Origin of the sequence: Klebsiella sp. KP20-425-1, assembly GCF_025813515.1 — a bacterium.
Classification (GTDB): domain Bacteria; phylum Pseudomonadota; class Gammaproteobacteria; order Enterobacterales; family Enterobacteriaceae; genus Klebsiella; species Klebsiella pneumoniae.
In genome coordinates this window covers 2,890,222-2,917,183 of record NZ_CP109614.1, presented here as the reverse complement: position 1 = coordinate 2,917,183, position 26,962 = coordinate 2,890,222, and the positions used below count along the sequence as shown (strand labels likewise).

Sequence of the window (26,962 nt, the reverse complement as noted above, 5' to 3'; positions counted from 1 at the left end):
GTGTCCGGAACCAATAAGAGAGGATCTCATGGAAAATCCAGCCAACCTGTTACGCCGTCTTAATCCCTGCTGTGCCCGCGCAATGGAGGGGGCGGCCTCCCTGTGCCAGACCCGGGCGCATGCCGAGATCCTGCCCGAGCACTGGCTGCTTAAGCTGCTGGAACAGGGGGAAGGCGATCTGACGGTGCTGGCGCGGCGCTATGAATGGGATATGGATGCGCTGTGGGAGGATCTGCTGAACTGGCTGGATAAACAGCCGCGCTCGGTACGTCATCGTCCCCAGCTCTCTGACCATACCCTGAGGCTGATGCAGGAGGCCTGGCTGATTGCCTCGCTCAGCGGCGAAGCGCAGATCCGCAGTGTTCACCTGCTGATGGCGCTGGTTGAAAAACAGAATCTGATCCAGTGCGATGGCCTGTGGCCGCTGTTAACGCTGGGCCAGCGTCAGCTGGAACGCCTGCGCCCCTTGCTTGATGCCCAGTCCGACGAACGTCCGCCAGCGCAGCAGGAAGCGGCGCTGGCGCAGCCCCATGGCGGGGACGTGGAATTTGTGGGGCGTCCCGCGGGCAGCGAACTGAAAGCGGATGGGCTCAACCCGGCGCTGCAGAACGCGCTGGACAAATTCACTCTCGACGTCACCGCCAAAGCCAGAGACGGCCTGATTGACCCGGTGTTCGGACGTGACACGGAAATCCGCCAGATGGTGGATATTCTCTCCCGTCGGCGAAAAAACAACCCGATCCTCGTCGGTGAGCCGGGCGTGGGCAAGACCGCTCTGGTGGAAGGCCTGGCGCTGCGCATTGCCGAAGGCAACGTCCCCGACGCGCTGAAGCCGGTGTCGGTGCGCACCCTTGACCTCGGTCTGCTGCAGGCCGGCGCCGGGGTCAAAGGCGAGTTCGAGCAGCGGCTGAAAAATATCATTGAGGCGGTACAGCAGTCGCCTTCGCCGGTGCTACTGTTTATCGACGAGGCGCACACGATCATCGGCGCGGGTAATCAGGCGGGCGGCGCGGATGCCGCCAACCTGTTGAAGCCGGCGCTGGCCCGGGGCGAGCTGCGGACCATCGCCGCCACCACCTGGTCTGAATACAAGCAGTACTTCGAGCGCGACGCCGCGCTGGAGCGCCGCTTTCAGATGGTCAAGGTGGATGAGCCGGACGACGACACCGCCTGCCTGATGCTGCGCGGCCTGAAGTCCCGCTATGCCGACCACCACGGCGTGCATATCACGGATGATGCGGTGCGCGCCGCCGTGACGCTGTCACGACGCTATCTCACCGGCCGCCAGCTGCCGGACAAGGCAGTGGATTTACTCGACACCGCTTCCGCCCGCCTGCGTATGAGTTTGGATACCGTGCCTCAGCCGCTGACCCGCATGAAGGCGCAGCTCACCGCGCTGGCAATGGAGAAGCAGGCGCTGCTGGAAGATATTGCGCTGGGCAACAGCGCCCGCGGCGATCGGCTGGCGGCCATTGAGCAGGAGGAGATCCGCCTTATTCTGGCGCTGGATACCCTTGAAACTCAGTATGGTCAGGAGCTGCAGCTGACGGAAGCGCTGCTCGCCTGTCGCCGCGATATCTCCCGCCAGGCGGAAATTAGCGATCTACAAACCGCGCTTATCGCCGTCCAGCAGGGCAATCCGCTGCTCGGGCTGGACGTCGACGTCCGCACCGTGGCGACGGTGATTGCCGACTGGACCGGCGTGCCGCTCTCCTCGCTAATGAAAGATGAGCAGACGGAGCTGCTGAGTCTGGAAGAGAGTCTCGGCAAACGGGTGGTTGGCCAGGAGGCGGCCCTGAGCGCTATTGCCCGGCGCCTGCGCGCCGCGAAAACCGGCCTGACGCCGGAGAACGGTCCGCAAGGGGTGTTCCTGCTGGTCGGGCCGAGCGGCACCGGCAAAACGGAAACGGCGCTCGCCCTGGCCGATGCGCTGTTCGGCGGCGAGAAAGCGCTGATCACCATCAATCTCTCCGAGTACCAGGAGCCGCACACCGTCAGCCAGCTGAAGGGTTCTCCGCCCGGCTACGTCGGCTACGGCCAGGGCGGGATCCTGACCGAGGCGGTGCGCAAACGCCCCTACAGCGTGGTGCTGCTCGATGAGGTGGAAAAGGCCCATCGCGATGTGATGAACCTGTTCTACCAGGTCTTCGACCGGGGGGTAATGCGCGACGGCGAGGGGCGTGAAATCGACTTTCGCAACACCGTGATCCTGATGACCGCCAACCTCGGTAGCGACCTCCTGATGCAGCTGCTGGATGAACAGCCGCAGGCCAGCGAATCAGACCTGCACGAGCTGCTGCGCCCGGTGCTGCGCGGCCACTTCCAGCCGGCGCTGCTGGCCCGCTTCCAGACGGTGATTTACCGTCCGCTGCCGGCGGGAGCGCTGCGCGCCATTGTCGGCATGAAGCTCGGGCAGGTAAGTCAGCGTCTGGCTTGCCATTACGGAATCACCACCACCCTCAGCGAGAGCCTGTTCGACGCGCTAACCGAGGCCTGCCTGCTGCCGGATACCGGCGCCCGCAACGTCGACAGTCTGCTGAATCAGCAGATCCTGCCGGCGCTGAGTCAGCAGCTATTGAGCCATATGGCGGCGGGGCAGAAACCGCGCCAGGTGACGCTGGGGTATCACGAAGAGGAAGGCGTCGTGATGGCGTTTGACGAGGGGGCAATCGCCGATGAGTAGCGTGAAATCGTTGTTGTTCAGCCACAACCACCACCTGCTTTCGGTGAAGGGATGTGAAGCCGGGCTTGATGTGCTGGCCTTCGAGGGCGATGAAGCCCTGAGCCAGCCGTTCCGCTACCGTATTGAATTCACCAGCGCAGACCATGCCATCAGCAAAGAGATGATGCTGATGAAGGCAGCCTCCCTGACGCTGCAGGCGCCGGTGGCTCAGGGCTTCGGCATCAATGTTCAGCAACCCGTGCGGGTGATCCAGGGCGTGGTGACGGGGTTTGAACGGCTCAGTACCTCCAGGGATGAAACGCACTACGCGCTGACGCTTCAGCCGCGCCTGGCGCTGCTTAACCGCTCGCACCAGAACGCCATTTACCAGGACCAGTCCGTTCCGCAGATTGTGGAAAAAATCCTCCGCGAGCGCCACGGCCTGCGCGGTCAGGATTTTCTGTTCTCGCTGACAAAAACGTATCCGCGCCGCGAGCAGGTGATGCAGTACGGCGAGGATGACCTGCGCTTTATCACCCGGCTGCTGGGTGAGGTGGGGATCTGGTTTCGGTTTACCGCCGACACGCGGCTGCACATCGACGTCGCTGAGTTCTGCGACAGTCAGCAGGGCTATGAGAAGGGGCTGACGTTGCCTTCGGTCCCGCCGTCAGGGCAGCAGTCGGCCGGGGTGGACGCGGTGTGGGAGATGGCATGCCGCCACCGCGTCGTGGAGCAGCAGGTCAGTACCCGCGACTACAACTACCGCGAGGCGACGGCGGACATGAACGCGCAGGTGGATGTCACCCGCGGGGAGACCACCACCTTTGGTGAGGCTTACCACTGGGGAGATAACTACCTGACCGCGGGGAATGTCCATGACCGCCATCCGGCGCCGGAGTCCGGGGCGTTTTACGCCCGGCTTCGTCATGAGCGTTATCTGAACGGCCAGACCCGGATGCAGGCCACCACCAGCTGCCCGACGCTCTGCCCGGGACAGGTGCTGAAGGTCACCGGCGGAGAGGAGGTGGCCGGGGAGTTTGCTGATGGCGTGCTCGTCACGGCGATGCACAGCCACGCCCGGCGCGATGCCGACTTTGCGGTGGAGTTTGCCGGCATACCGGACAGCCCGGACGTCGGCTACAGGCCTGAGCCCGGCGCGCGTCCGGTGATGGCCGGGACGCTGCCGGCCCGCGTGACCAGCACCCGGGAAAACGACACCTACGGGCATATCGACAAACACGGGCGCTACCGGGTGAATATGTTGTTTGATCGGGCGCGCTGGGAAACCGGGTTCGAGAGCCTGTGGGTCCGTCAGTCGCGGCCGTATGCCGGAGACACTTACGGCCTGCACCTGCCGCTGCTGGCGGGGACGGAGGTGGCGATTGGCTTTGAGGATGGTAACCCTGACTGGCCGTATATCGCGGGCGTGCTGCACGACTCGGCGCACGGCGACCACGTCACCATTCGCAATGACAAACGTAACGTCCTGCGCACCCCGGCCAACAACAAAATCCGCCTCGACGATGAGCGCGGGAAAGAGCATATCAAGCTCTCGACGGAGTATGGCGGCAAGAGCCAGCTGAACCTCGGCCATCTCGTGGATGCTGAAAAGCAGCCGCGCGGGGACGGTTTTGAGCTGAGAACCGACAGCTGGGGAGCTATCCGGGCACAGAAAGGGATGTTTATCAGCGCGGACGGACAGGCGCAGGCTCAGGGGCAGGTGCTGGCGATGGAGCCGGCGGTCAGTTTGCTGAAAGGTGCGGTGAATCAGGTCACGGAATGGGGAAGCCTTACGCAAACCCATCATAATGTTATCCCAGACACCGGCCCATTAAGCGCACTGACCACAGGCGCCAGCGATCTTAAACAGCCGACATTGCTGATGTCGGCCCCGCAGGGGATTGCCGCAGTCACGCCGGAAACAACCCTCCTGCACAGCGGTAACGGGCTGTATCTGCAGAGCCTGGGAGAGGTCAACATCACCACGGCACAGCGCTGTTCTCTGAATGCCAGCCAGGCTATTTCACTGCTGGCGCAACAGGAGGGGATGAGGCTGGTCTCCGCCAAAGGTCCGCTGCAAGTAGAGTCGCACGGCGATATTCTATCGCTGACCGCGCTAAAAGATATCACAGTCCAGTCAACCCAGGGGCATCTGCAGTTGACGGCTAAAAATGGCATCACCCTGGGTTGCGGCGGCGCATATATCCGTCTTACCCCGCAGGGAGAGGTACAGATCCACGGACCGGGGGTGATTAGCCTTAAGGGGCAGCATGATTTGCAGGGGCCGGTCAGCGAGGAGTTTCCCTTGCCTGAGCTACCGGCATCGGTGTGTAAAGAGTGCCTTAAAAAAGCCCAGGCGCTGGCGCAGGGCTTCGTGCCGCGGGAGGCATAGATGACCAGACAATGGATTGAGGAGGTCGCCGGAACCTGTCGGGCTTTCGGAACGGATTATCTGCATGTCATTATCGATCAGGCGGGGGTGGATTTTTCCGTTATTCCGGCGCTGAATTCGCTGTCAGTTGAGTGGCAGTCGCTTTTTCATGGACTTCCGGAAGCATTTATTGTCGATGATGCTCCGCTGGTGGCGCGCTTTACGCTTGATGATCTTGAGCAAATGCGCTGGTTACAGGATATCAGCCAGCAACTTGCCATCCAGGCGCCGCTGCTCCTGTTCTGCACATATTGGCCCTTTTCGGCGCTAGCGAACTGGCTCACGCAGTGTATGGATATTCTGCAGGAAGGGCGCAGCGGAATTTTACGCTTTTACGATACCCGGGTATTTCCGCTGTTGTTTACGCACATTCTCAGTGACGAGCAGCAAGAGCCATTGATGCGTCCGGCCCTGTTTTGGGCGTGGCAGGATCTTGACGGCCAGGCGAAAGGCATCAAGGGCAGTGGTCTCCTGCCGGAACGCGATGAAAAGGCGCCAAAAATAGAACTCAGCGATCGCCAGCTTGAGCATCTGATGTGTATCAGCGATGTCATCGTCATGTTGTCGCACTGTGCTCCGCCTGCGGGCATGTTTGACTCAAGACAGTCACTGTTTTCGGCCTGTTACCAGGGCATGGTGGAGGCGACACGCCAGGGTCTTCTTCTGGATGACGCTCGTGAAGACTGGGTAATGAAGAAGTGGCTTGCCGACGTAAAAACCAGTGAGAGACCTTCAGAATGAAAAGCCTGGTCTGGCTGAGTACACCCCTCTCTTCATTACCCTCAAACCGACAGGGAGAGTCCAATGAAATCTGCATTAATCAGCCCGCTGCTGGCGGGGCTGCTGCTGTTAACCGGCTGCGCACAGCCTGCCGCACAGGCCGGAGGCGGCGGTGGCACCATTGACGCCATCAACCACACAAAATGGGCGATCAACCACTTCAGTGTCAATGGCCAGTCGGGGATCGACATTATAGGCCCGTTTCAGGGGGGCGGAGGCGGCTGCTGTTTCAGCGTGCCCGCCCGCTGGACGCCGGGTATGACGGTGCGCGTTGACTGGGAAAGTGGGGAAGCTTCAACTGATGATTTCCCGGGATATGAAAACTGGAATAAATATCTTGAATGGGAAAAGAAAATAAAAGCCAGTCATCGGCAGCACAGCAAAACTGTCCCGCTGCCCGACTATAACGGCCAGGATGTGTGCGGCATTACGGTGCACTTTTTACCCTGCGATGACGTGAAGGTGACCACCAGCTGTTACACCTATGGCAGTCCGTCGTACCCGATAAAAGAGCCCGTCAGGATGAAGGAGCCCGCCGTATGTCCGAAGTAGCACGCCTTCGTTTCCCCGGGGTGACATCACCATCCCTTCATTACCCTCACCCGACAGGGAGAGTCCGATGAAATCTGCATTAATCAGCCCGCTGCTGGCGGGGCTGCTGCTGTTAACCGGCTGCGCGCAGCCTGCCGCACAGGCCGGAGGCGGCGGTGGTGGAACAATAAAAGCCATCAACCACACAAAATGGGCAATCAACCACTTCAGTATCAACGGCCAGTCGGGCATCGATTCAATAGGCCCGTTTCAGGGGGGCGGAGGCGGCTGCTGCTTCAGCGTGCCCGCCCGCTGGACGCCGGGTATGACGGTGCGCGTTGACTGGGAAACCGGGCAGGGTTCATCCGCGGGTTTCCCGGGGTTTGCCGACAGGGCTAAATATAAAGCCTGGATAGCAGACATTGATGCCCAAAAACGCCAGCACAGCCAAACCGTTCCGCTGCCCGACTATAACGGCCAGGATGTGTGCGGCATTACGGTGCACTTTTTACCCTGCGATGACGTGATGGTGACCACCAGCTGCTACACCTACGGCAGTCCGTCCTACCCGATAAAAGAGCCCGTCAGGATGAAGGAGCCCGCCGTCTGTCCGAAGTAGCACGCCCCGTTTATTCAGGCTGGCATCACCCTCACTTAATCACCCTCAAACCGACAGGGAGAGTCCGATGAAATCTGCATTAATCAGCCCGCTGCTGGCGGGTCTGCTGCTGTTAACCGGCTGCGCACAGCCTGCCGCACAGGCCGGAGGCGGCGGTGGCGGAACAATAAAAGCCATCAACCACACAAAATGGGCAATTAACCACTTCAGTATCAATGGCCAGTCGGGCATCGACATTATAGGCCCGTTCCAGGGAGGCGGTGGCGGCTGCTGCTTCAGCGTGCCCGCCCGCTGGACGCCGGGTATGACGGTGCGCGTTGACTGGGAAACCGGGGTGGGTGATACAGAAGGTTCCCCTGGCTTTGGTAATGATGAAAAGTACCTTGCCTGGGTTAAGAAAATGAAGGCTCAGAACCGTCAGCACAGCAAAACCGTTCCGCTGCCTGACTATAACGGCCAGGATGTGTGCGGCATTACGGTGCACTTTTTACCCTGCGATGACGTGAAGGTGACTACCAGCTGCTGGTCACCGAGAAATGTGAACTATCCGATAAAAGAGCCCGTCAGGATGAAGGAGCCCGCCGTATGTCCGAAATAACCGAAACCCATACCGCCTGGGTCCCGCCGCCGTTTCCGCCGCAGGGACGTCTGCCGGGCCGGGCGCTGCAGGTTGGGCAGAACTGCCATCAGCAGAACAGCGACGAGCGGCGCTATCACCAGGAACTGTGCCTGGCTGCCGGACGTCGCGTGGAGCCGCCGTGCTGCAAGACGCTGCACATCAGCCTGTTTTTCGACGGTACCGGCAATAACTTAAATCATGACTTTTTTATCGCGAAGCCGAAACATCCGACCAATATCGCCCGGCTGTTTCGGGCGACTATTGGAACGGGAACGGCTGGCGGGGTGCCGTCTGACGATCAGAGCAAGCTGTTTGATGATGACGCCGAGGGGGACGGGAAATATTTTAAATTCTATATGCCCGGCGTGGGCACCCCCTTCCCGGAAGTGAATGACCCGGACTATTCCACCATGGGTCTGGTGGGGGCAGTTAAGGGGGAGGATCGGATTAACTGGGCGCTGCTGCGCATAATCGATGTGCTGATGTTTAGTGCCACCGAAAAATGGCTGACCACCACAGAGAGTCGTCGTTCACTGAAAGAAATGAGCACCAGCTGGAACCGGCTGTGGTTTGGCGGCAGCCATAACCGCTATGAAGAGTTCACTCGCTTGCTGAATGGTCTTGCCCCGAAACTGATGCCGATGCTGATTCAGCCTGAGCCGGGCAAGCCGAAACTGACAGGCATCAAGCTGTATGTCTATGGTTTTTCCCGCGGCGCGGCAGCGGCGCGCACCTTTGTGCGCTGGCTGAGCGAACTGCTGCCCCCGCCGGCGGCGGAAGGTGAAAAACCGCCGCAGTGCCTGCAGACAGGCGGGATGCAGCTGCCCGTCAGCGTGGAGTTTCTCGGGCTGCTGGATACGGTGGCCTCCGTCGGGGTGGCGCATGTGGTGCCGGTTGCCGACGGGCATATGTCCTGGGCAGACGGCACGATGGAGCTGCCGGATGATGAAACCTATGGCGGGCTGATAAAAAAATGTGTTCACCTGGTCTCCGGGCATGAGCAGCGTCTCTGCTTTCCGCTGGACTCTGTGCGCCGGGCAAACGGCAAATACCCGCCCTGTGCCATTGAGGTGGTTTACCCGGGAATGCACTCGGATATTGGTGGAGGATATCCGCCGGGGGAGCAGGGGAAGGGGAATGCTGAACATGATGGGCATTTGTTGTCTCAAATAGTGTTACATGACATGTATTCAGCAGCGTTTAACTGTGGCGCTCCGTTAAAGGTTCCTAAACAGGCGTTGCCTGAAAAATTTAAGTCACAAAGTTGGAGAGTCATTCCTCTTGATCTAGATTCTCAGTTCTTTGTATCTGAAGTTTTAAGTGCACGCTTCAACGCCTGGCGCGAACTTACCCTGGGCCAAACCACGCCGAAAACGTTCGATCCCGAAGCAGCCTCTCACTACGAACCACCTGCCGCCGGCGGCAGTCTGGAAACCGTCATTGCTGAGCAGATGGCCTGGATCACCGCCTGGCGCATCGACCGCTATGCCAGAGGCTCGATGCTGAAAACGCCCTTCTATCAGCGCGCCACGAATACCGAAGCGCTGCCTGCCGCACGGAAGGCGGCAGAAGTGATTCGTGATAAAGAACAGGAGAAGGTGCTCAGTGCTCGCCAGAACCAGATAGCAAACCAGTCTCCTGACAGGATGGACGAGCTGGTTCTGCAGCCGGGCGTGAAGGATTTTGACCCAAAGATGGATCAAACCCAGCTGTTCGACGCGGCGAAGGAGTTCGGAAAGGATTACCACGACGGTTACCGTATTCCGGATAACCTGGCGCAGCTGGTGCTGGATACCGTGCTGCAGCCGGTGATTTTCGTTCTCAATACCGATGATGAAGCGCAGGAATACCGGCGCATGAAGCGTGACGGAGAAGCCCGGGTGGCCGTCCTCTTTCCCGATGCCGGGGAGGCCAGCAACGCGGAGCAGCCTGCCGGGCTGGTGAGGGCGCTGTTTGATGACCAGGTGCATGACTCACGCGCCTGGTTTATGTATGCCGCGCTCGGCACGCGCGAGATGTGGACCGGTTACTTCCGCTACCGGATGATTTACTTCAGCGAGCGCTGCAGTAAACCGCTCTCGCCGCTGGTGCTCGCCGGAGACCTGGTGGGTTTTGCGACCGTGACCGCGGGTGTCGTGCTCAGTTTCCGGCAAAAGCGCCTGACCAGCAAGCTGGCCGGGCTGGCTGCGACAGGCGCCGTGCGCTCGCTGGAGGTGGCGGTGCTGGACCAGATAACCGGGGAAGCGCTGCCGGAGCTGCCCGGAGGGGAGCAGCTGCGGGCATTTACCCACGAGCCGGGAACCGTTGTCGCACAGCAAAAGGCGCGGAAAGCGGACGAGCAGCTGGCGCGGGGGCAAGCCGCGCTGCCGGCCAGCTGGCTGGAGGACGTTCTGACGACAACGGTCTGAACGCGGATAAGGAGGATCCGATGAATAAAGTCATTCGCAAAGGCGATACCCTGCGGGAGTATGGGGGCAGGGTGCTGATGGGGCATTATCAGTGTTTTGGGCTGGGGTTCGCCTGCAAGGGCGACCCGGTCAAGTGTAACAAACACGGTATGACGACCATTGCTGAAGGCAGCGCACGAACCACGATTGATGGCCAGCCGGTTGCGCTGCACGGTCATCGCTGCGCCTGCGGCTGCACGCTGGTCAGCTCTAACCCAGACTGCGGGGTTGATCAGTGAGGCCGGTACCGGAGTATCCCCCGTACAGAGACGCGCGACCGCCTGGTACGGCCAGGTGGCTATCGGCTTCGGCCCTGCTGGTCCTGCTTAGCGGCGGGGTCAGCGCTTTACTTCCCTCGTCAGAAGGGAAAAGCGCCCTGGCCGCCACCGGGATCCTGTTGGCTCTGGTGCTGGCAGGTACCGGCTGGTTGATCCGGCTGCTGTACTACCGCATGAGCGTGCATAACGCCAGGTTCTATGACCAACTGGTGGCATACGAACAACAGCAATGGTGGGCGGAGCATCGGCAGCCGATCGGGCTACAGGAAGGTCTGTTACTGGGGCCCATGGGCAAAACGACCACTGACTGGCTGCGGGTGCTAAGCCGTCACCAGCGTCCGCCAGAGGAAGAGAACGAGGGCGGCGGCAGGGCGCTGCGAGCGCCATACCTTTCAGTTTCTGAGGCTATCGCCCGCGAAAAACGGCTGGCGGAACTACTGGTGATGGAATGGCAACGACAGCGCAGTGAAAGAACGCTTACGCCGCCGCTGCGTTGCTACTGGCAGGGAACGGAGCTCGCCTGGCAGGCGTTTCGTGCACAGATGACCCTCACTGTTGCGCAGATGACACTACCATCACGCCCGGATGCCTGGCGTGGGGAGGCCAGCCTCGCGGAGATAGCACACGCTCTGGCGGAAGCTGACCCCCATGACACTGTGCTTATCGCCGGATGTCAGGTGGTTGTCGCCCAGACGGGGGCGGTGCAACCCGCCGGAGAGTCTGCAGTACTGTGGCTCGCCGGACGGGACGGTCCGGTGCACCTGACCAGGGGAGAAATCTATTGCGCAGAAAAAGGGGAGGCCCTGACTGCTGTAGCCGCTCGTGTGCTGGAGCAGAACGAACTGAGCGGCCCCCCGGAAGCCTGTGCGCTGTTTTTTCAGCCGGGGCTGGAAGCGCTGGCGCACAGCGGTTGGGATATCAACCTGTATCGCCAGGATGCCTGTTGGGGAGACATCGGCGAGATGGAAGGCTTGACCGTCCTGTCGCTGGCGGCGATCTACGCCGCGCACTACCAACAACCGTGTGGCTGGCTAGCCCGCGATCCCTTGAATACCCTCGCAATTGGAATTGTAAAACCTGATGGACAACGTCAATAAACCTGCCGCTATCTCTGTGGCGGCTACGGTTATCGTCTGTATTGCTGCGGTCACGCTTCTGGTGCTCCTGGGCGGGCTGGCATGGTGGCTATGGGCGATGGATCGTGCCACGCAGTGGGAAACGCTGCGCCCGCTTATCGCCACGGGCTTTATTATCTGGGGGATGGCACTCAGCCTGCTGGTACTGGGGTTTATGGCCTTTCGACTGCTGATAAAAGATAAGGTTAAGCCTTCAGCAGCGCCTGTGCGGCAACCCACCAGGCCTGCCGGGGGCGAAGCCCTTTATGCCCCGCTGAAAAAGCACCTTCACGCACGTTACCGCCTGCGCTGGCGGCGCAAAGTCCGCCTGCTTTTAGTCACCGGCGACGAGGCGGCAATCGAACAACTGGTGCCTGGCCTGCGTCAGCAGCACTGGCTTGAAGGCAACCGCACCGTGCTGATTTACGGCGGCAGCCTTGCATCGGAGCCTGACCGAGAAAAATACATCGCGCTGCGCAAGCTGCGCCGCGGTCGTCCTCTGGACGGGATTGTGCGGGTGATGCCGTCGTCTCTGACCCTGACGCCGCAGATAAGCGAGAGCGACCTGCGCGGGCTGGAAAAAATCAGCGAACTGCTGGGCTATGCCGCCCCGGTCTGGCTGTGGAAACTGTGCGATAGTGAGTGGCCGCAGGCTGACCGCGCGGTGCAGGCGGTAGGGGTTAGCTTCCCGTTACGCGCTACCGAGGACGATGTCGCCCGTCAGCTTGCGCAGATGCTGCCCACGCTGCGGGAGCAGGGGATGCGCCAGATCGCGGAGGAGACCCGCCACGACTTCCTGCTGCGTCTGGGGCAGCAGCTTATCGACGGGGGGATCGCGCAATGGCGCTGGCAGCTGGCGCCGTGGCTGACCGCCTCGCGGCAGCGGCTTGCGCTGCGAGGCCTGATGTTTAGCCTGCCAGAGCCTCGTACCGTAGATCCGTATCAGGAGGCGGATACCTCGCCTGCGGGCCAGCCTCATCTCCTGACGCTGCCCGCCACCTGGCTGGGGATCGTCGATGACTGCCGCCGTTTACGCGGGCATCACGTGGGAATGGCGTGGGAGCGGGGCCTGGCGTGCGGTCTGCTGGCCATCCTCGGCCTGTGGGCGGCGGGACTGCTGCTCTCCTTTGCCCTCAATTACAGTCAGATTGCTTCGGTAGCGGGAAAAGCCCGCGACCTGGTGGCCCACCCCTCCGTTTCTGACTATCAACTGACGGCCCTCCATGCCCTGCGCAATGAGGCCGGCCGTCTCGTGCACGATGGGCAGAAGGGAGCGCCCTGGTATCGGCGCTTTGGTCTGGACCATCATCAGCAACTATTAAACGCCGTCCTGCCCTGGTACGGTGTGGCAAATCATCGCCTGATACGTGACCCGGCCAATGCCGCGTTGCAGCAGGCGCTCAGCGCGCTGGTCAACTCCGCCCCCAATAGCGACCAACGAGCCAGGCTGGCGAAACCGGGCTATGACCAGCTGAAAGCCTGGCTGATGATGGCTCGTCCGGATAAAGCCGATGGCGCATTTTTCGCGCAGACCATGAAAACGGTCCAGCCGACGCGAATGGGGATCTCGACCGGTCTGTGGCAAAGTCTGGCGCCGGATTTGTGGGCCTTTTATCTCTCCCTGCTGCCCGAGCGGCCAGAGTGGAAGATCATCCCGGATGCGCAACGGGTGAGTCAGAGCCGTCAGGTTCTGTTGCAGCAGCTAGGTCGCCGCAATGCCGAAAGCACCTTATATGAGAACATGCTCAAATCCGTGCGTCGTAATTTTGCCGATGTATCGCTGGAAGACATGACCAGTGGCACCGACGCGCGCCGCCTGTTTACCACCGATGAAGTGGTCCCGGGGATGTTTACCCGCCAGGCATGGGAAGGCGGCATTCAGCAGGCCATTGATAAGGCAGCCAGCTCGCGCCGGGAGGAAATCGACTGGGTGCTGAGCGATTCGCGCAAAACGGTGTCGACAGACCTGTCGCCGGAGGCGCTGAAAGCGCGTCTGACCCGACGCTACTTCACCGATTTCGCCGGCAGCTGGCTGAATTTTCTCAACAGTCTGCGACTTAATCCGGCGACCAATATCGCCGATGTTACCGACCAGCTCACGCTGATTAGCGATGTCCGCCAGTCGCCGCTGATTGCCCTGATGAATACCCTTGCCTGGCAGGGGCAGGCGGGGCAACAAAGGGAGGGGCTGTCGGACAGCCTTATTAAATCGGCCAAAGATCTGGTGGGCGGGAAAGACAAGCCGGTCATCGACCAGTCGGCCGCGGGCCCGCAGGGGCCTCTGGATGACACGTTCGGCCCACTGCTCCAGCTGATGGGGAAAAACACGGGCAGCAACGTCATGTCGGCCGATAGCACCCTGAGCCTGCAAACCTATCTGACCCGTATCACCCGCGTGCGCCTGCGCCTGCAGCAGGTTGCGAATGCTTCCGATCCGCAGGAGATGATGCAGACCCTGGCGCAGACCGTCTTCCAGGGGAAAAGCGTCGACCTGACCGACACGCAACAGTACGGTAGCCTGATTTCGGCAAGCCTTGGCGAAGAGTGGAGTGGCTTCGGTAATACTCTGTTTGTGCAGCCGCTGACTCAGGCCTGGGAAACCGTGCTTCTGCCGTCGGCGGCCAGTCTGAATGATAAATGGCGCCGCTCGGTGGTCGCCAACTGGCACACCGCCTTTGACGGACGCTTTCCGTTTGCCGCCAGCAAAAGCGACGCCTCCCTGCCGATGCTGGCTGAGTTTGTGCGCAAAGACAGCGGGCGAATCGAACGTTTTCTCACGACGGAGCTGAACGGTGTCCTGCATAAAGAAGGCAGTCAATGGGTGCCGGATAAGGTCAACAGTCACGGCCTGGTCTTTAATCCGGCCTTTCTGCGCGCGATCAACCAGCTAAGCCAGCTGTCCGACATTCTTTTCACCGACGGCAGCCAGGGGATCAGCTTTGAGTTACAGGCCAGGCCTGCCCCGGAGGTTGTCGAGACACAGCTGACGATAGACGGCCAAAAGCTGCGCTATTTCAATCAGATGGCCGACTGGCAGACTTTCCGCTGGCCGGGGGAGACGTATAAACCCGGCACTCTGCTTACCTGGACCACCGTCAATGCGGGCACGCGCCTGTTCGGTGACTACAGCGGTACCTGGGGTTTTATTCGCTGGCTGGAGCAGGGTAAACGCCATCCGCTGGATCGCAGCCAGTGGATGATGAGCTTCTCCGCTCCGGATGGCCGCACCCTGCAGTGGGTATTGCGCTCCCAGCTTGGGAGTGGCCCGCTGGCGCTTCTGGCGCTGCGCGGATTGACCCTGCCGGATCAGATTTTTATTGTCGATGCGGCAGAGAGCGCACAGGTCCTGACGACGGGGGTAGGGAATAGTGACATGGATGAGATGGAATTATGAGTATTTTACAAAATTTGGTTGCCGCCAGTCAGTTGGATGAAAGCGTACTGCGCCAGCAGGCCCGGTCACGTCAGGCGCAGTGGCAGTCCTGGCTTGCGCCAATCAGTGACGCCCAACCAACCGGGGACGATCCGGGCTATGACGATGATTTTCAGCGTATCCGCGATGAGGTCAATAAGATCTCCGGCGTCGATACCGAACTGATTTGCCAGCTGGCAGAAAAACTGCTGACTCAGACCTGCAAGGATCTGCGCGTGATCACCTTTTACGTGTGGGCGCGTCTGCAGCGGGATGGTGAAACCGGTCTGGCGGAGGGCGTTACGCTGCTGGCGGCAATGCTTGAGCGGTTTGGGGCTATGCTCCATCCACAGCGTGAACGTAGCTGTAAATCAGCGCTGGAATGGCTTGGCAGTCGCCGGATGTCGGACAGTCTGTCTCTTTATCCGGAAGTCGACATGACCACTATGCAGGTCATTATCGGGGCGTTATTGCTGGCGGAAGCCACTTTTTCCGGCTTGGCTGAAGCATCTCGCCCCGATCTTTCCGGGCTATATCAGATACTGGAGAACCGCCTGGTGCAAAGCGGCGGAGCCCACAGTCTGGTGCCGCAGACCAGCCGCGAAGAACACGATCTGCTACCCCAACATACGGACACCGCACCGGTAATGCATACCGTCACGTCAGGTCGTGATTTGCTCGATCAGGCTAAGGTGCTGGCGAAATATCTGCGTGAGTGTCCCGGCGGATGGCTGGCAGGTCATCATCTGATGAAGAGTGTGCGTTGGGATACGTTAACGGAGTTACCGCCGCTGGATGCCTCCGGCCGGACACGGCTATTGCCTCCCAAGCCTGAGAGTAAAGCCCATCTTAAGCGTTTGTATTTACAGAAAAGCTGGTCGGAACTGCTGGAGCATACGGACACGCTGTTGGCGCAAGGCGTCAACCATCTGTGGCTGGATGTGCAGTGGTACGCCTGGCAGGCGTTGCTGAAACTGGATGCTGACAGTGTACGGGCCGATATCCTGTGCCGGGATATGAAAGGGCTGCTGGCTCGTCTGCCGGGGCTGGAAACCCTGGCGTTTAACGATGGTACGCCATTCGCCGATGAAGTGACGCTCAACTGGCTTAACGAACGTGTCCTGGATGAGATGGCCGGATGGCAAGATGAGCCGGTAATGGCGGCGACCAGCGCTGATGAGGTGCTGTCGCTGGAGCCAGAAGTGCTCACCCGCGCGGACGATAAAGGTATTGAGTCGGCGCTGAACTGGTTACAGGCGCAGCCGGGCTATACCACCAGCCGCAATCGGTGGCTGATGCGCTTACTGATGGCGCGGGTCAGCGAGCAGTACGGAAAAAATGAAATGGCGCTGCATCTGCTGGCGGAACTCGACAGCCGCGCCCGGGAAATGACGCTCGAACAATGGAAGCCGGAGCTTATCTTTGAGGTCAAAGCCCGCCGACTCCGGCTGCTCAGAGGCAAGGCCGGGCGCAGTGAGGCAGAAAAAAATCGCTTGCTGCCAGAAATGGAGTCATTGCTTGCCGGGCTCATCGCTCTGGATCCTGCTCGCGCCGCGGTGCTGTGCGCATAATTCACGCATCATTCACATTGCACTCCCTGCACCTGCGGTTCTCTGCATATCTGAAAGCTATTACTCATTCTGGTGATTTATGGACGATTTAACCCTGCGTTATTACGACGCTGAAATGCGCTACCTGCTGGAAGCGGGTGAAGAGTTTGCCCGCGCTCATCCTGAGCAGGCGGCAATGCTCAATCTCGACAAAGCGGGCGCCCGCGACCCCTTTGTCGAGCGCCTGTTTGAAGGTTTTGCCTTCCTGATGGGCCGCATGCGCGAGAAACTCGATGACGATCTGCCTGAGCTGACCGAAGGCGTGGTCAGTCTGCTGTGGCCACATTATTTACGTACCATTCCCTCGATGTCGGTCGTGGAGTTCACCCCCGACTGGCCGGAAATGAAAGAATCGATGACGATAGGCAAAGGTTTTGAAGTGCTTTCCCGGCCGATCGGTGAAAAGGGCACGCGCTGCCGGTACACCACCACCAAAGCGATCGCTCTGCAGCCGTTATCCCTGGAGCGCGTCCAGCTGGCCACCGATACGGATGGCCGGTCGGTGATCACGCTGCGCTTTACCTGCAGCCAGCTGACGGACTGGCGCCGGGTCGATCTCAGTCATATCCCGCTGTACTGCAACGCCGATGCGCCGCTGGCCTGCGCCATGCACGAGGCCTTTACCCTCAATGTGGCCCGGATGTGGCTGCGCATCCCCGATGAGGTGGACAGAAGGCCGCTGGACGGGTATTTCAGCGCGCTGGGATTTGGCGAGGATGACGGCCTCTGGCCTGAAGATGGCCGCAGTTTTCGCGGTTACCAGCTGCTGCTGGAGTATTTTACCTTCCGCGAAAAGTTCATGTTCATCGATCTGCGCGGGCTGGAGACGGTGGTTTTTCCGGCCGGACTGGCGTGGTTTGAAATCGACGTCGTGCTGGCGGAACGCTGGGAACATGACTTCCGCTTCAGCGAAAAGCAGCTGCGCCTGCACTGCGTGCCAGTGATCAACCTGTTTCCGCTGGAGTCCGATCCGCTGACCATCAATTACCTGCAGACCGAATACCCGCTGCGCCCGATGCGCGTGCAGGACGGCCACACCGAAATTTACACCGTCGATTCCGTGATCTCCTCACACCAGCAGGTTTACGCGCCGTTCTCAAGTTTTCGCCACAAAGGCGGCATGATGCGTCATGACGCGGCGGACTATTACTATCATACCCGGGTGCGCCGTGGCCCCTCCGGGCTGTACAACACCTGGCTTATCGTCGGCGGAGAAGCCTTTGATAATCATACCGTACCGGAAGATGAAAGCCTGTCGCTGACCCTCACCGGAACCAACGGCCAGCTGCCGCGTCGCGCGCTGCAGAGCACCGTGCTCGATACGGTGATGAAAACCACTTCCGCCAGTATTGCAGTGCGGAACCTCTGCGCGCCGACGCTGCCGTGCTATTCCCCCGCCCAGGACCGTTTTCACTGGCGGGTGCTGAGCCATCTGGGCAGCAGTTTTCTTTCCCTGATGGATAACGCGGAGGTCCTGCGCGGCACCCTGGCGCTGTATGAATGGACCGACAGCGAGATGAATCGTCGGCGTCTGGAAGCCATCCTCGACGTGAAGCACCGCGCAACAGAGCGCTTTGCACAGGGCCATCTGGTGCGCGGCGTGCAGATTGAAGTCACCCTCGACAGTCACGGCTTTGCCGGACGTGGCGATATATGCCTGTTTGGCGAGATGCTTAGCCGCTTCTTCGCGCTCTACACCGACATCTACTTGTTCAACCGCCTGATTATCATTCTGCAACCAACCGGAGAACGACTGGAATGGGAAGAGAAGCACAGCCGCCGCATTCCCGGCTGACCCCGCGGCTGGAGGCCGACCTGCCGCGGATCAATTTTTACCGCTTCTGCCAGCTTCTGGAAAAACGGCGTCCCGGCCAACCGCTGATGGGGGGAACCAGCCATCCGGCTGACGATCCGGTGCGTTTTTACCCGCATCCGGGAATGGGATTTCCCGCCAGCGAACTGAAAGCCGTGGAATACGATGAGGCCGATGACAGCAGGCCGCCGGTCATCCGCACCACCTTTATGGGGTTGTACGGTGTCGATTCGCCGCTCCCGACGGCATATCTCGATGATATCGCCCAGCACAGGGAAGGGCATGAAGCGCTGCAGGGCTTACTGGATATCTTCAGCCATCGGATCATGACGCAGTTTTACCGCATCTGGCGGAAATACTCCTGGCCCGCCACCTTTGAGCCCGGCGGCACCGATCGTCTCTCGCAGTCGCTACTGGGCCTGGCGGGGCTGGGCATCCCCGGCACGACGCAGCATATCGCCTCGCCGGCGTCGCGCTTTCTGGCGCTAACCGGCGTGCTGCGTCAGCCGGGCAAAACCCAGCAGGGGATCCAGGCGCTAGTCACCCTGCTGGCCCCGGAGACCACCGTCAGGGTGAGCCCGTACAGCCTGCGTCCGGTGGCGATCAGCCAGCCGCTGGGGTTTTACGGCGATGACGACTTCTTCCTGGACGGCAATACGCCGCTGGGTGACGAAGCGATGGATGCCAGCAGCCAGCTCCTCGTTGCCCTTACCACCGACAATCCCGCGGAGGCGCAGGGCTGGAAGCCTGACGGCCCGCTGTTTCGGGACTTTCTCATCCTGCTGCGGGTATACCTCGGCTGGCGATTCCGGGCCAACATCACCCTGACCGCGCCGACCCGACTGCTGGCTGTCCCGCCGCTGGGGGACGAGCCGTTCTGGCTCGGTATGAACGGCGTGCTGGGCGTGGGTGAGGGCGAGAGTGAGGGCGATATTCCTCAGACCTTTACCACCGAGCTGGGTACCTATACGGGCCTGCAGCCTGCCACCTTTCTACAAGGAAACCGACGTGTTACGTATAAGTTTGACTAAAACCGCCTGTCTGCTGCCCCTGCTTGCGCTTTGCCTGAGCGGATGCGGACTCACCCAGCGCGTCTCGGAGGGAACAAAGTCTGCCTTCAACGCCGTTTTTTATAAGAAAATTAATACGCTGCATCTGGACTTTACCGCGCGCGAAGCGCTCAACACCGATGCCAGAGAGAATCACTCGCTCTCTGAACCGGTGGTGGTGCGCATCTATCAGCTTAAAGATCGCCAGACCTTTGACCGGCTGGTTTACCAGCAGCTGCTGGAGGAGGGGGATATTCTGCTCGCCGCCGATCTCCTCGCCAGTCGCGATGTGGTGATCGGTCCCGGAGGGGACGCCAGTCTGAATATGCCGCTGGAAGCGGAGGCGACGTTCGTGGCGGTTGTCGGCCTGTTCCGCCATCCGGACACACAAAGAAATACCTGGAAGCAGGTGCTGGCGCGTGAGGAATTGGATCCGGACAAGCCGCGCATTTTCACCGCCGAACACAACCAGCTACGGCTCAGGCCTGAAGCGGCGAAGTAACGTAAAAAAACAAACATTTGCGGCGGGGCCATCGCGCCAGTTCGCCCTCAACCTTCGTAACCAGCGAACGGGCGATAACCATCTTCATCCAGCCCAACCGGTTTCATCACAGCACAGGGAGATAACGTGACAGCGAGGGAACGTTTTTTTAAGAAACTGCAGCAACAGCAAAATCCGCGGCGGACAGCGGCCCTCGACGGGTCGGCCGCCGCGGATATCGCCAGGTTTCGTCAGCAGATGGCGGCGCTGGCACAGCAGATAAGTCAGTGGTTTGATGGAACCGGTATTGAGGTGGTGATTTCGACCCGCCATCTCCACGACCTGAGTACCCTTGGCTACAGCCTCAACAGCGGCATCTGCCGCTACGATATCCCGGCCATTCGTCTGCAAAACGGCGAGCGCAGCGTCAATATCGTGCCGCAGCAGCTGTTGGATGGCGTGGAAAAGGGGATCGTGACCCTGAGTCTTGAGGCGCCCGACGGCGCGGGCTCCCGGGAGGTGTTTTATCTGAGCCTGGCCCCGGAGGAGGGCTGGATGATCCGCAAGGCGCACCAGTCCCCGGAAGCGCGGCTTATGCTTACCGAAGATCGCTTTTTTATGGCGGTCGACAGCCTGGCCTGAAGATCCCTGACAGGCGATGACGTCCTCGCGGCGGCGGTGCAAAGCGCGCATCGCCGCCCTGAGGTATCAGGCGCCAAACGCTCCGTCGATGGTGTGCATGGCGCCAGTGACAAACGACGCCTCCGGACCGGCCAGCCACGCCACCATTCCCGCCACCTCTTCCGGACGGCCATGGCGCTTAATGGCCATAAAGCTGTGCATCAGCTCTTTCATCGGGCCGTTCTCCGGGTTGGCGTCGGTATCAATTGGGCCGGGCTGGACGACGTTGACCGTGATGCCGCGCGGGCCAAAATCCCGCGCCAGGCCGCGCGCCAGCCCCTGCAGGGCCGATTTGCTGAGCGCATAGGCCGCCATTCCCGGCACTGGCATGCGATCGCCATTGACTGAGCCGATGACAATAATGCGCCCGCCTTCCGGCATGCGGCGCGCCGCTTCGACGGAGGCATGGTAGGGGGCGTGAATATTGATGTGGAACAGGCGATCGACGGCATCGCTGTCCTGCTCGAGAGCGTCACCGAAAAGCGCGATCCCGGCATTGACCACTAACACGTCCAGCGGGCCGCTGTCGCGGACCAGGCTTATCACCGCATCGCGATCGGCGCTGTCCGCCTGCACCGCCGTGCTGCCGGTCTCTGCCGCCAGCCGCTCGGCCGCTTGCGGCGAACCGGAATAGCTAAACACCACCGACGCGCCATCGGCGACAAAACGCCTGACGATCGCTGCGCCAATTCCCCGACTCCCGCCTAAAACCAGCACTGATTTATTGTGAAACGCTGTCATATCCCACACCTCATGATATTGTAGTGATGATTACAATATGCTGCGGCAAAAAAGGCTGTCAAGGATTAATATAGTGACCACTACAAAACCAGGGCGCACTCCGGGACGTCCCCGCCAGTTTGATGCGGAACAGGCCATTGAAACGGCGCAACGCCTCTTCCACGCGCGAGGCTACGACGCGGTGAGCGTGGCCGATCTGACCCAGGCTTTCGGCATCAACCCCCCGAGCTTTTATGCCGCTTTTGGCAGTAAGCTCGGGCTGTATACCCGCGTCCTGCAGCGCTACAGCCAGACCGGGGCCATTCCCATTGATGCCCTGCTGCGAGACGACCAGCCGGTGGCGGCGTCGCTCATCGCCGTACTGCAGGAGGCGGCTCGCCGCTATGTGGCCGATCCGGCCGCCGCCGGCTGCCTGGTGCTGGAGGGGGTACATTGTCAGGATGCTGATGCCCGGGTGGCGGCAGGCGAATGGCATGCTGCGGCAAGAGCCAAAATCCAGCAGTACATCGCCCGCCATCGCCCGCAGGACGCGCTGCGGGTGACTGACTATATGGATACGCTGATGCTTGGCCTGTCGGCGAAAGCGCGGGAAGGGGATAGTCTGCCGCGTCTTCTGGAGACCGTGCGGCTGGCAGGCCTGGCGCTGGAGCGCATCCTGCCAGCCTGAGTCGTCAGATGGTTTGTCCGCCCGACACCTCGATCCGCTGGGCGGTCACCCAGCGGTTATCGTCGCGTAGCAGGCTGGCGATCATCGGCCCAATATCCTCGGGAACGCCCACCCGTCCCAGCGCCGTCATGGCGGCAAACTGCGCGTTTACCTCTGCGTCGTCCCGCACCAGCCCACCGCCAAAATCGGTGGCGATAGCGCCGGGGGCGATGGTATTGACGGTGATGCCGCGCCCGCCCAGCTCGCGGGCCATGTACACGCTCAGCATCTCCACAGCCGCTTTGGCGGCGGCGTAGGCGGAGAAGCCAGGATAGGAGACGCGGGTCAGCCCGGAGGAAAAGTTAACGATCCGCCCGCCGTCTGCCAGCAGCGGCAGCAGGGTTTGTACGAGAAAAAATACCCCCTTAACGTGGACGTTAAACAGCCCGTCGAACTGCGCTTCGCGCGTTTCGGCCAGCGGGGCGAATTCGCCGTGCCCTGCGTTATTGATCAGGTGGTCGAAAGTGGCCCGCCCCCAGACGCTGGCCAGCGCGCTGCCGAGGCTGTCGGCGAAGGCCGGGAAGCTGGCGGTTTGCGCCATATCCAGCGGCAGGGCGATGGCCTTGCGGCCCAGGGCGCGGATGTCGGCGACCACCGCTTCCGCCTGTTCGAGACTGCCGCGGTAGGTGACGATGACATCCCCACCCTGGCGGGCGATATCCAGTGCGGTCTGACGGCCAAGGCCGCCGTTGGCGCCGGTAATAAGTGCAATTTTAGTCATGTTCGGTCCTCTCTGATATGTGGAGTCCTTACAATAGGAGAGGCTCACCGGGCCGGGTTGCCCAATCCTTGTTATTTTTTGCCCATTTCTCTCCGTTCACTCCCTTTTGCTGGGAAATAGCGCATACTCAGGCTTTAAAACTTGCCTGAAAGGATCTTATGCGCGACGCTCTGTTCGATCTCTGCCGCCGGTTTGCCGATGCTCATGTCGATAGCAGCGGGGTGGCAGTTACCCCGGTTCCCGGTATTACTCTGGTGCGGGCCCTGCATCCTGGTGACCTGCAGGCGGCTATCGCCAGGCCGCTGGTGGCCATGCTGCTCCAGGGGCGTAAGAGCGTGACCACCGGCCTGGCCAGCTTTGACTATGGTCCGGGCGAGGCGATGGTGATTGCCGCGGATGTTCCCACTACCAGCCAGATCACCGAGGCCAGTCAGCGTTTTCCCTATTACGCGCTGGTGCTGGAGCTGGACCTGGCTATCCTGCGCGAGCTGCAGGAGGCCGGGCCGTCAGGGCCGGATGAGGCGCCCCGCGTTGGTATCGAACCGATGAACGCCGATGTGACGGATGCCGCTTACCGGCTGGCAAGGCTGTTTGATCAACCGGGGGCGCTGGCGGTGCTGGGGGAAGGTCTGCGGCGGGAGCTGCATTACTGGCTGTTGCAGAGTGTCCATGGGCCGGCCATCCGGGCGCTGGGCGCCGTAGACAGCCATTCGGCGCGGATCCGTCGGGCGGTGGCGATGCTGCGCCGGGATTTTATGCAGCCAGTCAGCGTCGACGCGCTGGCCGACGCCGCCGGGATGAGCGTCTCTGTCTTTCACCGTCATTTCCGCGCCATGACCACGCTGTCGCCGCTGCAGTTTCAGAAGCAGTTACGCCTGATCCACGCCCGCCGCCTGATGCTGGCGGAAGGGATGAGTATTGCGCAGGCTGCCGGGGAGGTGGGCTATATCAGCGTGTCGCAGTTCACCCGGGAATACGCTCGCCTGTATGGCGCGCCGCCGGGCCGCGATCGTCGCCGGGAAAAAATGAGCGCCTGACCTGGCGCGCGGGCTGCCGGCAGCTCATCCCTGAGCCTGACGCCGGTGCTTTAGTCCGCGATTTTCGCCGTGATATGCACTTTGTTGCCCATTCGCGCTTCAGTGATGCGATAGGTAGTCACGCCCTCGCGGGCGGCCTGCTGGCGGATTTTGCTCTCCGCATGGTCCAGGGTATCGCCGGTGGCGGTGATGGTTCTGGCATTTGCCGCCAGGGGCAGCAGACAACTCAATACGATCAGTGGAATTAACTTGTTCATCGTCATTCTGTCCTGTGAGAGAAAATCAGCGCGCGGTCTGCAGCCAGCCGGCAATGTCCTGGGTCGGCAGCTGGTGGCGGGCATTCCAGGTGTCGCCCATCGGCCACCACACGCCATCCCCCCGGGCGAAGGCGGCGCGATAGCGCAGCATGGCGTCATCCGGGTCTGTCCGCAGCTGCTCCAGCAGGGCGGGCAGGGTGTGGACGGCTTTGCTGAACGTCTGCTGCGTTACGCGCTCCACGGTATCCGCCAACTGCCGGTAAGAGGTCGTTTCACCGGCAACAAACACCACCTCGTTGACGATCCGCGGCTGATGCAGATAAATCGCCGTGGTCAGGCGGCCAATATCCGTCGGTGAGGTGACGGTCACCTGGGTATCCCAGCTGCCAAGGGCGTGAAGGGTTCGGTTGGATAAATTCACTACATCGAAGTCTGGTTCGAAGAGAAAGCTGGTAAACATCCCGGTGGAGACAATGACCCACTCCGTGGCCCGCTGCGCGCGCAGCAGGGTCCGGACATCGTACTGCTCGTCCCAGACCGGCTGACCGCTGCCTTTGCCTACCACATCGTAATTGACGCCAAACTGCCAGGGAAAATAGCGGGGTACCCCGGCCGCCAGCACCGCGCGGGTAATTTTCAGCTGTGTCCCCGGACCGGCGACAAACCCCATGCAGTTAATCACGGTGGTGAATCCGCGAAACTGATCGGCCAGCGTCTCCATGGCGCTACCGGCGATGTCGACGGCGAGGAAGGTGGCTCCGGCGTCGGCCAGCGCCTGATGGTTTGCCGACCGCAGCTGGCCGGCTTCATCCCAGGCCGCCGGCGAGACGATGACCGAGACCGTGCCCTGGCGCTCGATTACCGCAGGCACCAGCGCATCGAGAACGGCGGCGCCCAGTTGTCCCGCTCCCAGCACCAATACCTTTTCCGCATGATTAAAATTATCAGTTTTCATTTTAACTCCTTGCTCAGTTAAGCCTTGTGTTGACGGGCTACAGGCTCAGTGTAGGGGGACGGTCGACATTCGATAAGTACAGCGTTTCGGGTTAGACTGTTCGTAATAATGGGATAATGAGCGCCGGGGGGGTAACGAAATGGACAAACTGGATGCCATGCAGGTCTATGTTGCGGTCGTGGATACCCACAGCTTCGCCCGCGCGGCGGAGGTGCTCGGGCAGCCGCGCTCCACGGTATCGCGGGTGGTGAAGGAGCTGGAAGCCTGGCTCGGGGCGCAGCTTCTCCAGCGCACCACCCGCAAGCTCAGCGTGACGGCGGAGGGTCGCCGGTATTATGAGGAGTGTAAAAGGCTGCTGGCCGAGATGGCGGCGATGGAAGCCTCCTTTCCCGGGCGCTCGGCTCAGCCCGCCGGGCGGTTCAAGGTAGGGATGCCGCAATCCCTTGCCCGCCACTGCATTCTGCCGAGGATCGGCGAGTTTTTGCAGCAGTATCCCGATCTGGAGCTGATCCTCTGCTCAAGCGACAACGTGGAAGATATTATTCAGGAGGGATTCGACTGCGTGATCCGTACCGGGCGGATCGAAGATTCCACCACCCTGGTGGCGCGTCCTCTGGCCCGCTACCGCTGGATGGTCCTCGCCTCGCCGGCCTGGCTCGCGGCCCACGGCCGGCCGCAGAGCATCGACGAACTGCACCAGCATCGGGCGGTGGGCTACCTGAATCACCGTACCGGGCGGACCATCGACTGGCTTTTCTCCCTCGATGAAGGCGACTGCGCGATCCGCATGCGGGAGACGCTGGTGGTCGACGATACCGATGCCTACATTCAGGCTGGCATTCAGGGGCTGGGCCTGATCCGCGTCGCCAGCTATCTGGCGCAACCTTATCTGCAGAGCGGGGCGCTGGTCGCCTGTCTGGAGCAGGCCGCTTCTGATCTTCCCTTGTCGCTGGTCTATCCGCAAAACCGCTATCTGCCGCCGGCGGTGCGCGCGTTTTATGACTGGAGCAGGCGTGTGCTGCAACCCCCGCACAGCGAGGCCTGATGCCGGGGCATCGGCCCGGTTATTGGCCGCGCATGGCCTGTTTTAACATCGTCACCAGCCAGTTCAGCGCCGGATCCTGCGCCCGCCGTTTGTGCCGCAAAATGCACAGCGTAAATTCCGGATACGCTACCGGCGGAGCGTCCGCGCGCAGCGCATACTGCGCCTGCCAGCGCTGCGCCAGCCCCTGCGGGACGGTGGCGAACAGCGGCAGGGTGGTCAGCAGCAGGGGAAAGGTGGAGAAATTCTGCGTGGCAAAGCGCACGCGCCGCGCGAGCCCCTGGCTGGCGAGCTGGCGGTCAATTTCACCGTGGCCGGTTTCGCGATAGGCCACCATCACATGTTCCCAGGCGACAAAGTCGCTCACCGACAGCGGACCGCGGCAGGGGATCTGCTGCGGCGACCACAGGGTGGTGACTCCCATGGACATCACCGGCTCGCTGACGATCTCCCCACGGCTCTGTTTGTTGACAGACACCGCGACATCAATGCGCTCCTCCTCCAGCAACTGGCGAACCTGGAAGGGGTCGGTGGCTATCGACTGCAGTGACACTCCGGGCGCCTCCTGCATCAGCCCGGGTAACAGCGGGGGCATCAGCCAGTGTTCGCTCCAGTCGCTGAGGCCGATGCGAAAAAGCTGCTGCGCGCGCGCCGGGACGAACTCTCCGACGCCAAACATCGCCGAATGTAGGTTTTCCATCAGCGGCTGCAGGTCGGTCATCAGCGCTTGCGCCCGCGGCGTCGGCAGCATGCCTCTGGCGCTGCGCACGAACAGCGGGTCGTCAAACATCTCGCGCAGCCGTTTCAGCGCCCCGCTGATAGCCGGCTGGCCAAGATGCAGCACCTCTGCGGTGCGGGTGACGCTCCCTTCGCGGTACAGCACCATCAAGACTGTCAACAGATTCAGATCGATACGACTAAAATCATTTTCAATGATTTTGTTCATTATGATAATCAATTTGAATGTGGGTTATC

General features: G+C 61.1%; 23 protein-coding genes. 18 read left to right on the top strand and 5 right to left on the bottom strand.

Features of this window, described 5'->3' with window-relative positions; translation table 11 throughout:
• Positions 1-28 precede the first annotated feature (28 nt).
• The 15 genes from tssH (at position 29) to OHJ17_RS14280 (ending at position 20,489) form a co-directional block, all read left to right on the top strand.
• A complete protein-coding gene (gene tssH / locus OHJ17_RS14350; RefSeq protein WP_032432951.1) occupies positions 29-2,683 on the top strand; it encodes a type VI secretion system ATPase TssH in 2,655 nt (884 codons plus the stop codon).
• Between the two features lies 1 nt (position 2,684).
• Complete coding sequence (locus OHJ17_RS14345) at positions 2,685-5,054, top strand: type VI secretion system Vgr family protein (protein WP_072223230.1); 2,370 nt, start codon at positions 2,685-2,687, stop codon at positions 5,052-5,054.
• Complete coding sequence (locus OHJ17_RS14340) at positions 5,055-5,834, top strand: DUF4123 domain-containing protein (RefSeq protein ID WP_004214314.1); 780 nt, start codon at positions 5,055-5,057, stop codon at positions 5,832-5,834.
• Between the two features lie 63 nt (positions 5,835-5,897).
• A complete protein-coding gene (gene tli1, locus OHJ17_RS14335; RefSeq protein WP_023287561.1) occupies positions 5,898-6,425 on the top strand; it encodes a T6SS immunity phospholipase A1-binding lipoprotein Tli1-KP in 528 nt (175 codons plus the stop codon).
• A 67-nt stretch (positions 6,426-6,492) separates the two neighbouring features.
• Positions 6,493-7,023 carry a T6SS immunity phospholipase A1-binding lipoprotein Tli1-KP gene (tli1, locus tag OHJ17_RS14330; protein WP_023287562.1) on the top strand — a complete coding sequence of 177 codons (531 nt, stop codon included), beginning with the start codon at positions 6,493-6,495 and terminating at the stop codon, positions 7,021-7,023.
• A gap of 67 nt (positions 7,024-7,090) precedes the next feature.
• On the top strand, positions 7,091-7,621 hold the full coding sequence (gene tli1, locus OHJ17_RS14325) for a T6SS immunity phospholipase A1-binding lipoprotein Tli1-KP (RefSeq protein ID WP_023287563.1): 531 nt from the start codon (positions 7,091-7,093) through the stop codon (positions 7,619-7,621).
• Complete coding sequence (locus tag OHJ17_RS14320) at positions 7,609-10,050, top strand: T6SS phospholipase effector Tle1-like catalytic domain-containing protein (RefSeq protein ID WP_032432956.1); 2,442 nt, start codon at positions 7,609-7,611, stop codon at positions 10,048-10,050. The genes tli1 (OHJ17_RS14325) and OHJ17_RS14320 overlap by 13 nt, the downstream gene beginning before the upstream one ends.
• A gap of 20 nt (positions 10,051-10,070) precedes the next feature.
• Positions 10,071-10,328 carry a PAAR domain-containing protein gene (locus OHJ17_RS14315; protein WP_002902252.1) on the top strand — a complete coding sequence of 86 codons (258 nt, stop codon included), beginning with the start codon at positions 10,071-10,073 and terminating at the stop codon, positions 10,326-10,328.
• Positions 10,325-11,464, top strand: coding sequence for a hypothetical protein (locus OHJ17_RS14310; RefSeq protein ID WP_023287565.1), 1,140 nt, complete (start codon positions 10,325-10,327; stop codon positions 11,462-11,464). Before OHJ17_RS14315 ends, OHJ17_RS14310 begins: the two co-directional genes overlap by 4 nt.
• On the top strand, positions 11,448-14,876 hold the full coding sequence (locus OHJ17_RS14305; protein ID WP_023287566.1) for an ImcF-related family protein: 3,429 nt from the start codon (positions 11,448-11,450) through the stop codon (positions 14,874-14,876). Before OHJ17_RS14310 ends, OHJ17_RS14305 begins: the two co-directional genes overlap by 17 nt.
• Complete coding sequence (gene tssA, locus OHJ17_RS14300) at positions 14,873-16,465, top strand: type VI secretion system protein TssA (RefSeq protein WP_023287567.1); 1,593 nt, start codon at positions 14,873-14,875, stop codon at positions 16,463-16,465. Before OHJ17_RS14305 ends, tssA begins: the two co-directional genes overlap by 4 nt.
• Positions 16,466-16,544: 79 nt before the next feature.
• On the top strand, positions 16,545-18,299 hold the full coding sequence (gene tssF, locus OHJ17_RS14295; protein ID WP_032432957.1) for a type VI secretion system baseplate subunit TssF: 1,755 nt from the start codon (positions 16,545-16,547) through the stop codon (positions 18,297-18,299).
• Positions 18,263-19,348, top strand: a complete 1,086-nt coding sequence (gene tssG, locus OHJ17_RS14290; RefSeq protein ID WP_004190503.1) for a type VI secretion system baseplate subunit TssG — start codon at positions 18,263-18,265, stop codon at positions 19,346-19,348. Before tssF ends, tssG begins: the two co-directional genes overlap by 37 nt.
• A complete protein-coding gene (tssJ, locus tag OHJ17_RS14285; protein WP_004176417.1) occupies positions 19,326-19,868 on the top strand; it encodes a type VI secretion system lipoprotein TssJ in 543 nt (180 codons plus the stop codon). The genes tssG and tssJ overlap by 23 nt, the downstream gene beginning before the upstream one ends.
• A gap of 126 nt (positions 19,869-19,994) precedes the next feature.
• On the top strand, positions 19,995-20,489 hold the full coding sequence (locus OHJ17_RS14280; protein WP_004179572.1) for a hypothetical protein: 495 nt from the start codon (positions 19,995-19,997) through the stop codon (positions 20,487-20,489).
• Between the two features lie 66 nt (positions 20,490-20,555).
• Here the strand turns inward: OHJ17_RS14280 and bdcA are convergent, their stop codons facing one another.
• Positions 20,556-21,269 (bottom strand): SDR family oxidoreductase, encoded by a 714-nt coding sequence (gene bdcA, locus OHJ17_RS14275; RefSeq protein WP_023279036.1) that lies wholly within the window; start codon positions 21,267-21,269, stop codon positions 20,556-20,558.
• Between the two features lie 73 nt (positions 21,270-21,342).
• Here bdcA and OHJ17_RS14270 point away from each other — a divergent pair, with 73 nt between their 5' ends.
• Positions 21,343-21,936 carry a TetR/AcrR family transcriptional regulator gene (locus tag OHJ17_RS14270; RefSeq protein ID WP_015958263.1) on the top strand — a complete coding sequence of 198 codons (594 nt, stop codon included), beginning with the start codon at positions 21,343-21,345 and terminating at the stop codon, positions 21,934-21,936.
• Positions 21,937-21,940: 4 nt separating this feature from the next.
• On the opposite strand, the gene OHJ17_RS14265 is transcribed toward OHJ17_RS14270, so the two are convergent.
• Positions 21,941-22,696 (bottom strand): SDR family NAD(P)-dependent oxidoreductase, encoded by a 756-nt coding sequence (locus tag OHJ17_RS14265; protein ID WP_032432959.1) that lies wholly within the window; start codon positions 22,694-22,696, stop codon positions 21,941-21,943.
• A gap of 158 nt (positions 22,697-22,854) precedes the next feature.
• On the opposite strand from OHJ17_RS14265, the gene OHJ17_RS14260 reads away from it, so the two are divergent.
• Positions 22,855-23,733 carry an AraC family transcriptional regulator gene (locus OHJ17_RS14260; RefSeq protein WP_004151595.1) on the top strand — a complete coding sequence of 293 codons (879 nt, stop codon included), beginning with the start codon at positions 22,855-22,857 and terminating at the stop codon, positions 23,731-23,733.
• Between the two features lie 50 nt (positions 23,734-23,783).
• Here the strand turns inward: OHJ17_RS14260 and OHJ17_RS14255 are convergent, their stop codons facing one another.
• Positions 23,784-23,990, bottom strand: coding sequence for a YdgH/BhsA/McbA-like domain containing protein (locus OHJ17_RS14255; protein ID WP_004176413.1), 207 nt, complete (start codon positions 23,988-23,990; stop codon positions 23,784-23,786).
• A gap of 25 nt (positions 23,991-24,015) precedes the next feature.
• Entirely contained in the window at positions 24,016-24,945 is a 930-nt protein-coding gene (locus tag OHJ17_RS14250; RefSeq protein WP_032432961.1) for an aromatic alcohol reductase, read from the bottom strand.
• Between the two features lie 139 nt (positions 24,946-25,084).
• Here OHJ17_RS14250 and OHJ17_RS14245 point away from each other — a divergent pair, with 139 nt between their 5' ends.
• Complete coding sequence (locus OHJ17_RS14245) at positions 25,085-25,990, top strand: LysR family transcriptional regulator (protein ID WP_032432962.1); 906 nt, start codon at positions 25,085-25,087, stop codon at positions 25,988-25,990.
• Positions 25,991-26,009: 19 nt separating this feature from the next.
• On the opposite strand, the gene OHJ17_RS14240 is transcribed toward OHJ17_RS14245, so the two are convergent.
• Positions 26,010-26,933, bottom strand: coding sequence for a LysR family transcriptional regulator (locus OHJ17_RS14240; protein ID WP_032432684.1), 924 nt, complete (start codon positions 26,931-26,933; stop codon positions 26,010-26,012).
• Positions 26,934-26,962 lie beyond the last annotated feature (29 nt).

What these genes read in the sequence shown, in the direction of transcription:
- tli1 (WP_023287563.1), top strand. Translation starts at nt 7,091, where the DNA reads ATGAAATCTGCATTAATCAGCCCGCTGCTGGCGGGTCTGCTGCTGTTA.
- tli1 (WP_023287562.1), top strand. Translation starts at nt 6,493, where the DNA reads ATGAAATCTGCATTAATCAGCCCGCTGCTGGCGGGGCTGCTGCTGTTA.
- OHJ17_RS14320 (WP_032432956.1), top strand. Translation starts at nt 7,609, where the DNA reads ATGTCCGAAATAACCGAAACCCATACCGCCTGGGTCCCGCCGCCGTTT.
- OHJ17_RS14245 (WP_032432962.1), top strand. Translation starts at nt 25,085, where the DNA reads ATGGACAAACTGGATGCCATGCAGGTCTATGTTGCGGTCGTGGATACC.
- tssG (WP_004190503.1), top strand. Translation starts at nt 18,263, where the DNA reads ATGGGAAGAGAAGCACAGCCGCCGCATTCCCGGCTGACCCCGCGGCTG.
- tli1 (WP_023287561.1), top strand. Translation starts at nt 5,898, where the DNA reads ATGAAATCTGCATTAATCAGCCCGCTGCTGGCGGGGCTGCTGCTGTTA.
- OHJ17_RS14265 (WP_032432959.1), bottom strand. Translation starts at nt 22,696, where the DNA reads ATGACTAAAATTGCACTTATTACCGGCGCCAACGGCGGCCTTGGCCGT.
- tssH (WP_032432951.1), top strand. Translation starts at nt 29, where the DNA reads ATGGAAAATCCAGCCAACCTGTTACGCCGTCTTAATCCCTGCTGTGCC.
- OHJ17_RS14250 (WP_032432961.1), bottom strand. Translation starts at nt 24,945, where the DNA reads ATGAAAACTGATAATTTTAATCATGCGGAAAAGGTATTGGTGCTGGGA.
- OHJ17_RS14305 (WP_023287566.1), top strand. Translation starts at nt 11,448, where the DNA reads ATGGACAACGTCAATAAACCTGCCGCTATCTCTGTGGCGGCTACGGTT.
- tssF (WP_032432957.1), top strand. Translation starts at nt 16,545, where the DNA reads ATGGACGATTTAACCCTGCGTTATTACGACGCTGAAATGCGCTACCTG.
- OHJ17_RS14255 (WP_004176413.1), bottom strand. Translation starts at nt 23,990, where the DNA reads ATGAACAAGTTAATTCCACTGATCGTATTGAGTTGTCTGCTGCCCCTG.
- bdcA (WP_023279036.1), bottom strand. Translation starts at nt 21,269, where the DNA reads ATGACAGCGTTTCACAATAAATCAGTGCTGGTTTTAGGCGGGAGTCGG.
- tssA (WP_023287567.1), top strand. Translation starts at nt 14,873, where the DNA reads ATGAGTATTTTACAAAATTTGGTTGCCGCCAGTCAGTTGGATGAAAGC.
- OHJ17_RS14340 (WP_004214314.1), top strand. Translation starts at nt 5,055, where the DNA reads ATGACCAGACAATGGATTGAGGAGGTCGCCGGAACCTGTCGGGCTTTC.
- OHJ17_RS14260 (WP_004151595.1), top strand. Translation starts at nt 22,855, where the DNA reads ATGCGCGACGCTCTGTTCGATCTCTGCCGCCGGTTTGCCGATGCTCAT.
- OHJ17_RS14315 (WP_002902252.1), top strand. Translation starts at nt 10,071, where the DNA reads ATGAATAAAGTCATTCGCAAAGGCGATACCCTGCGGGAGTATGGGGGC.
- OHJ17_RS14240 (WP_032432684.1), bottom strand. Translation starts at nt 26,933, where the DNA reads ATGAACAAAATCATTGAAAATGATTTTAGTCGTATCGATCTGAATCTG.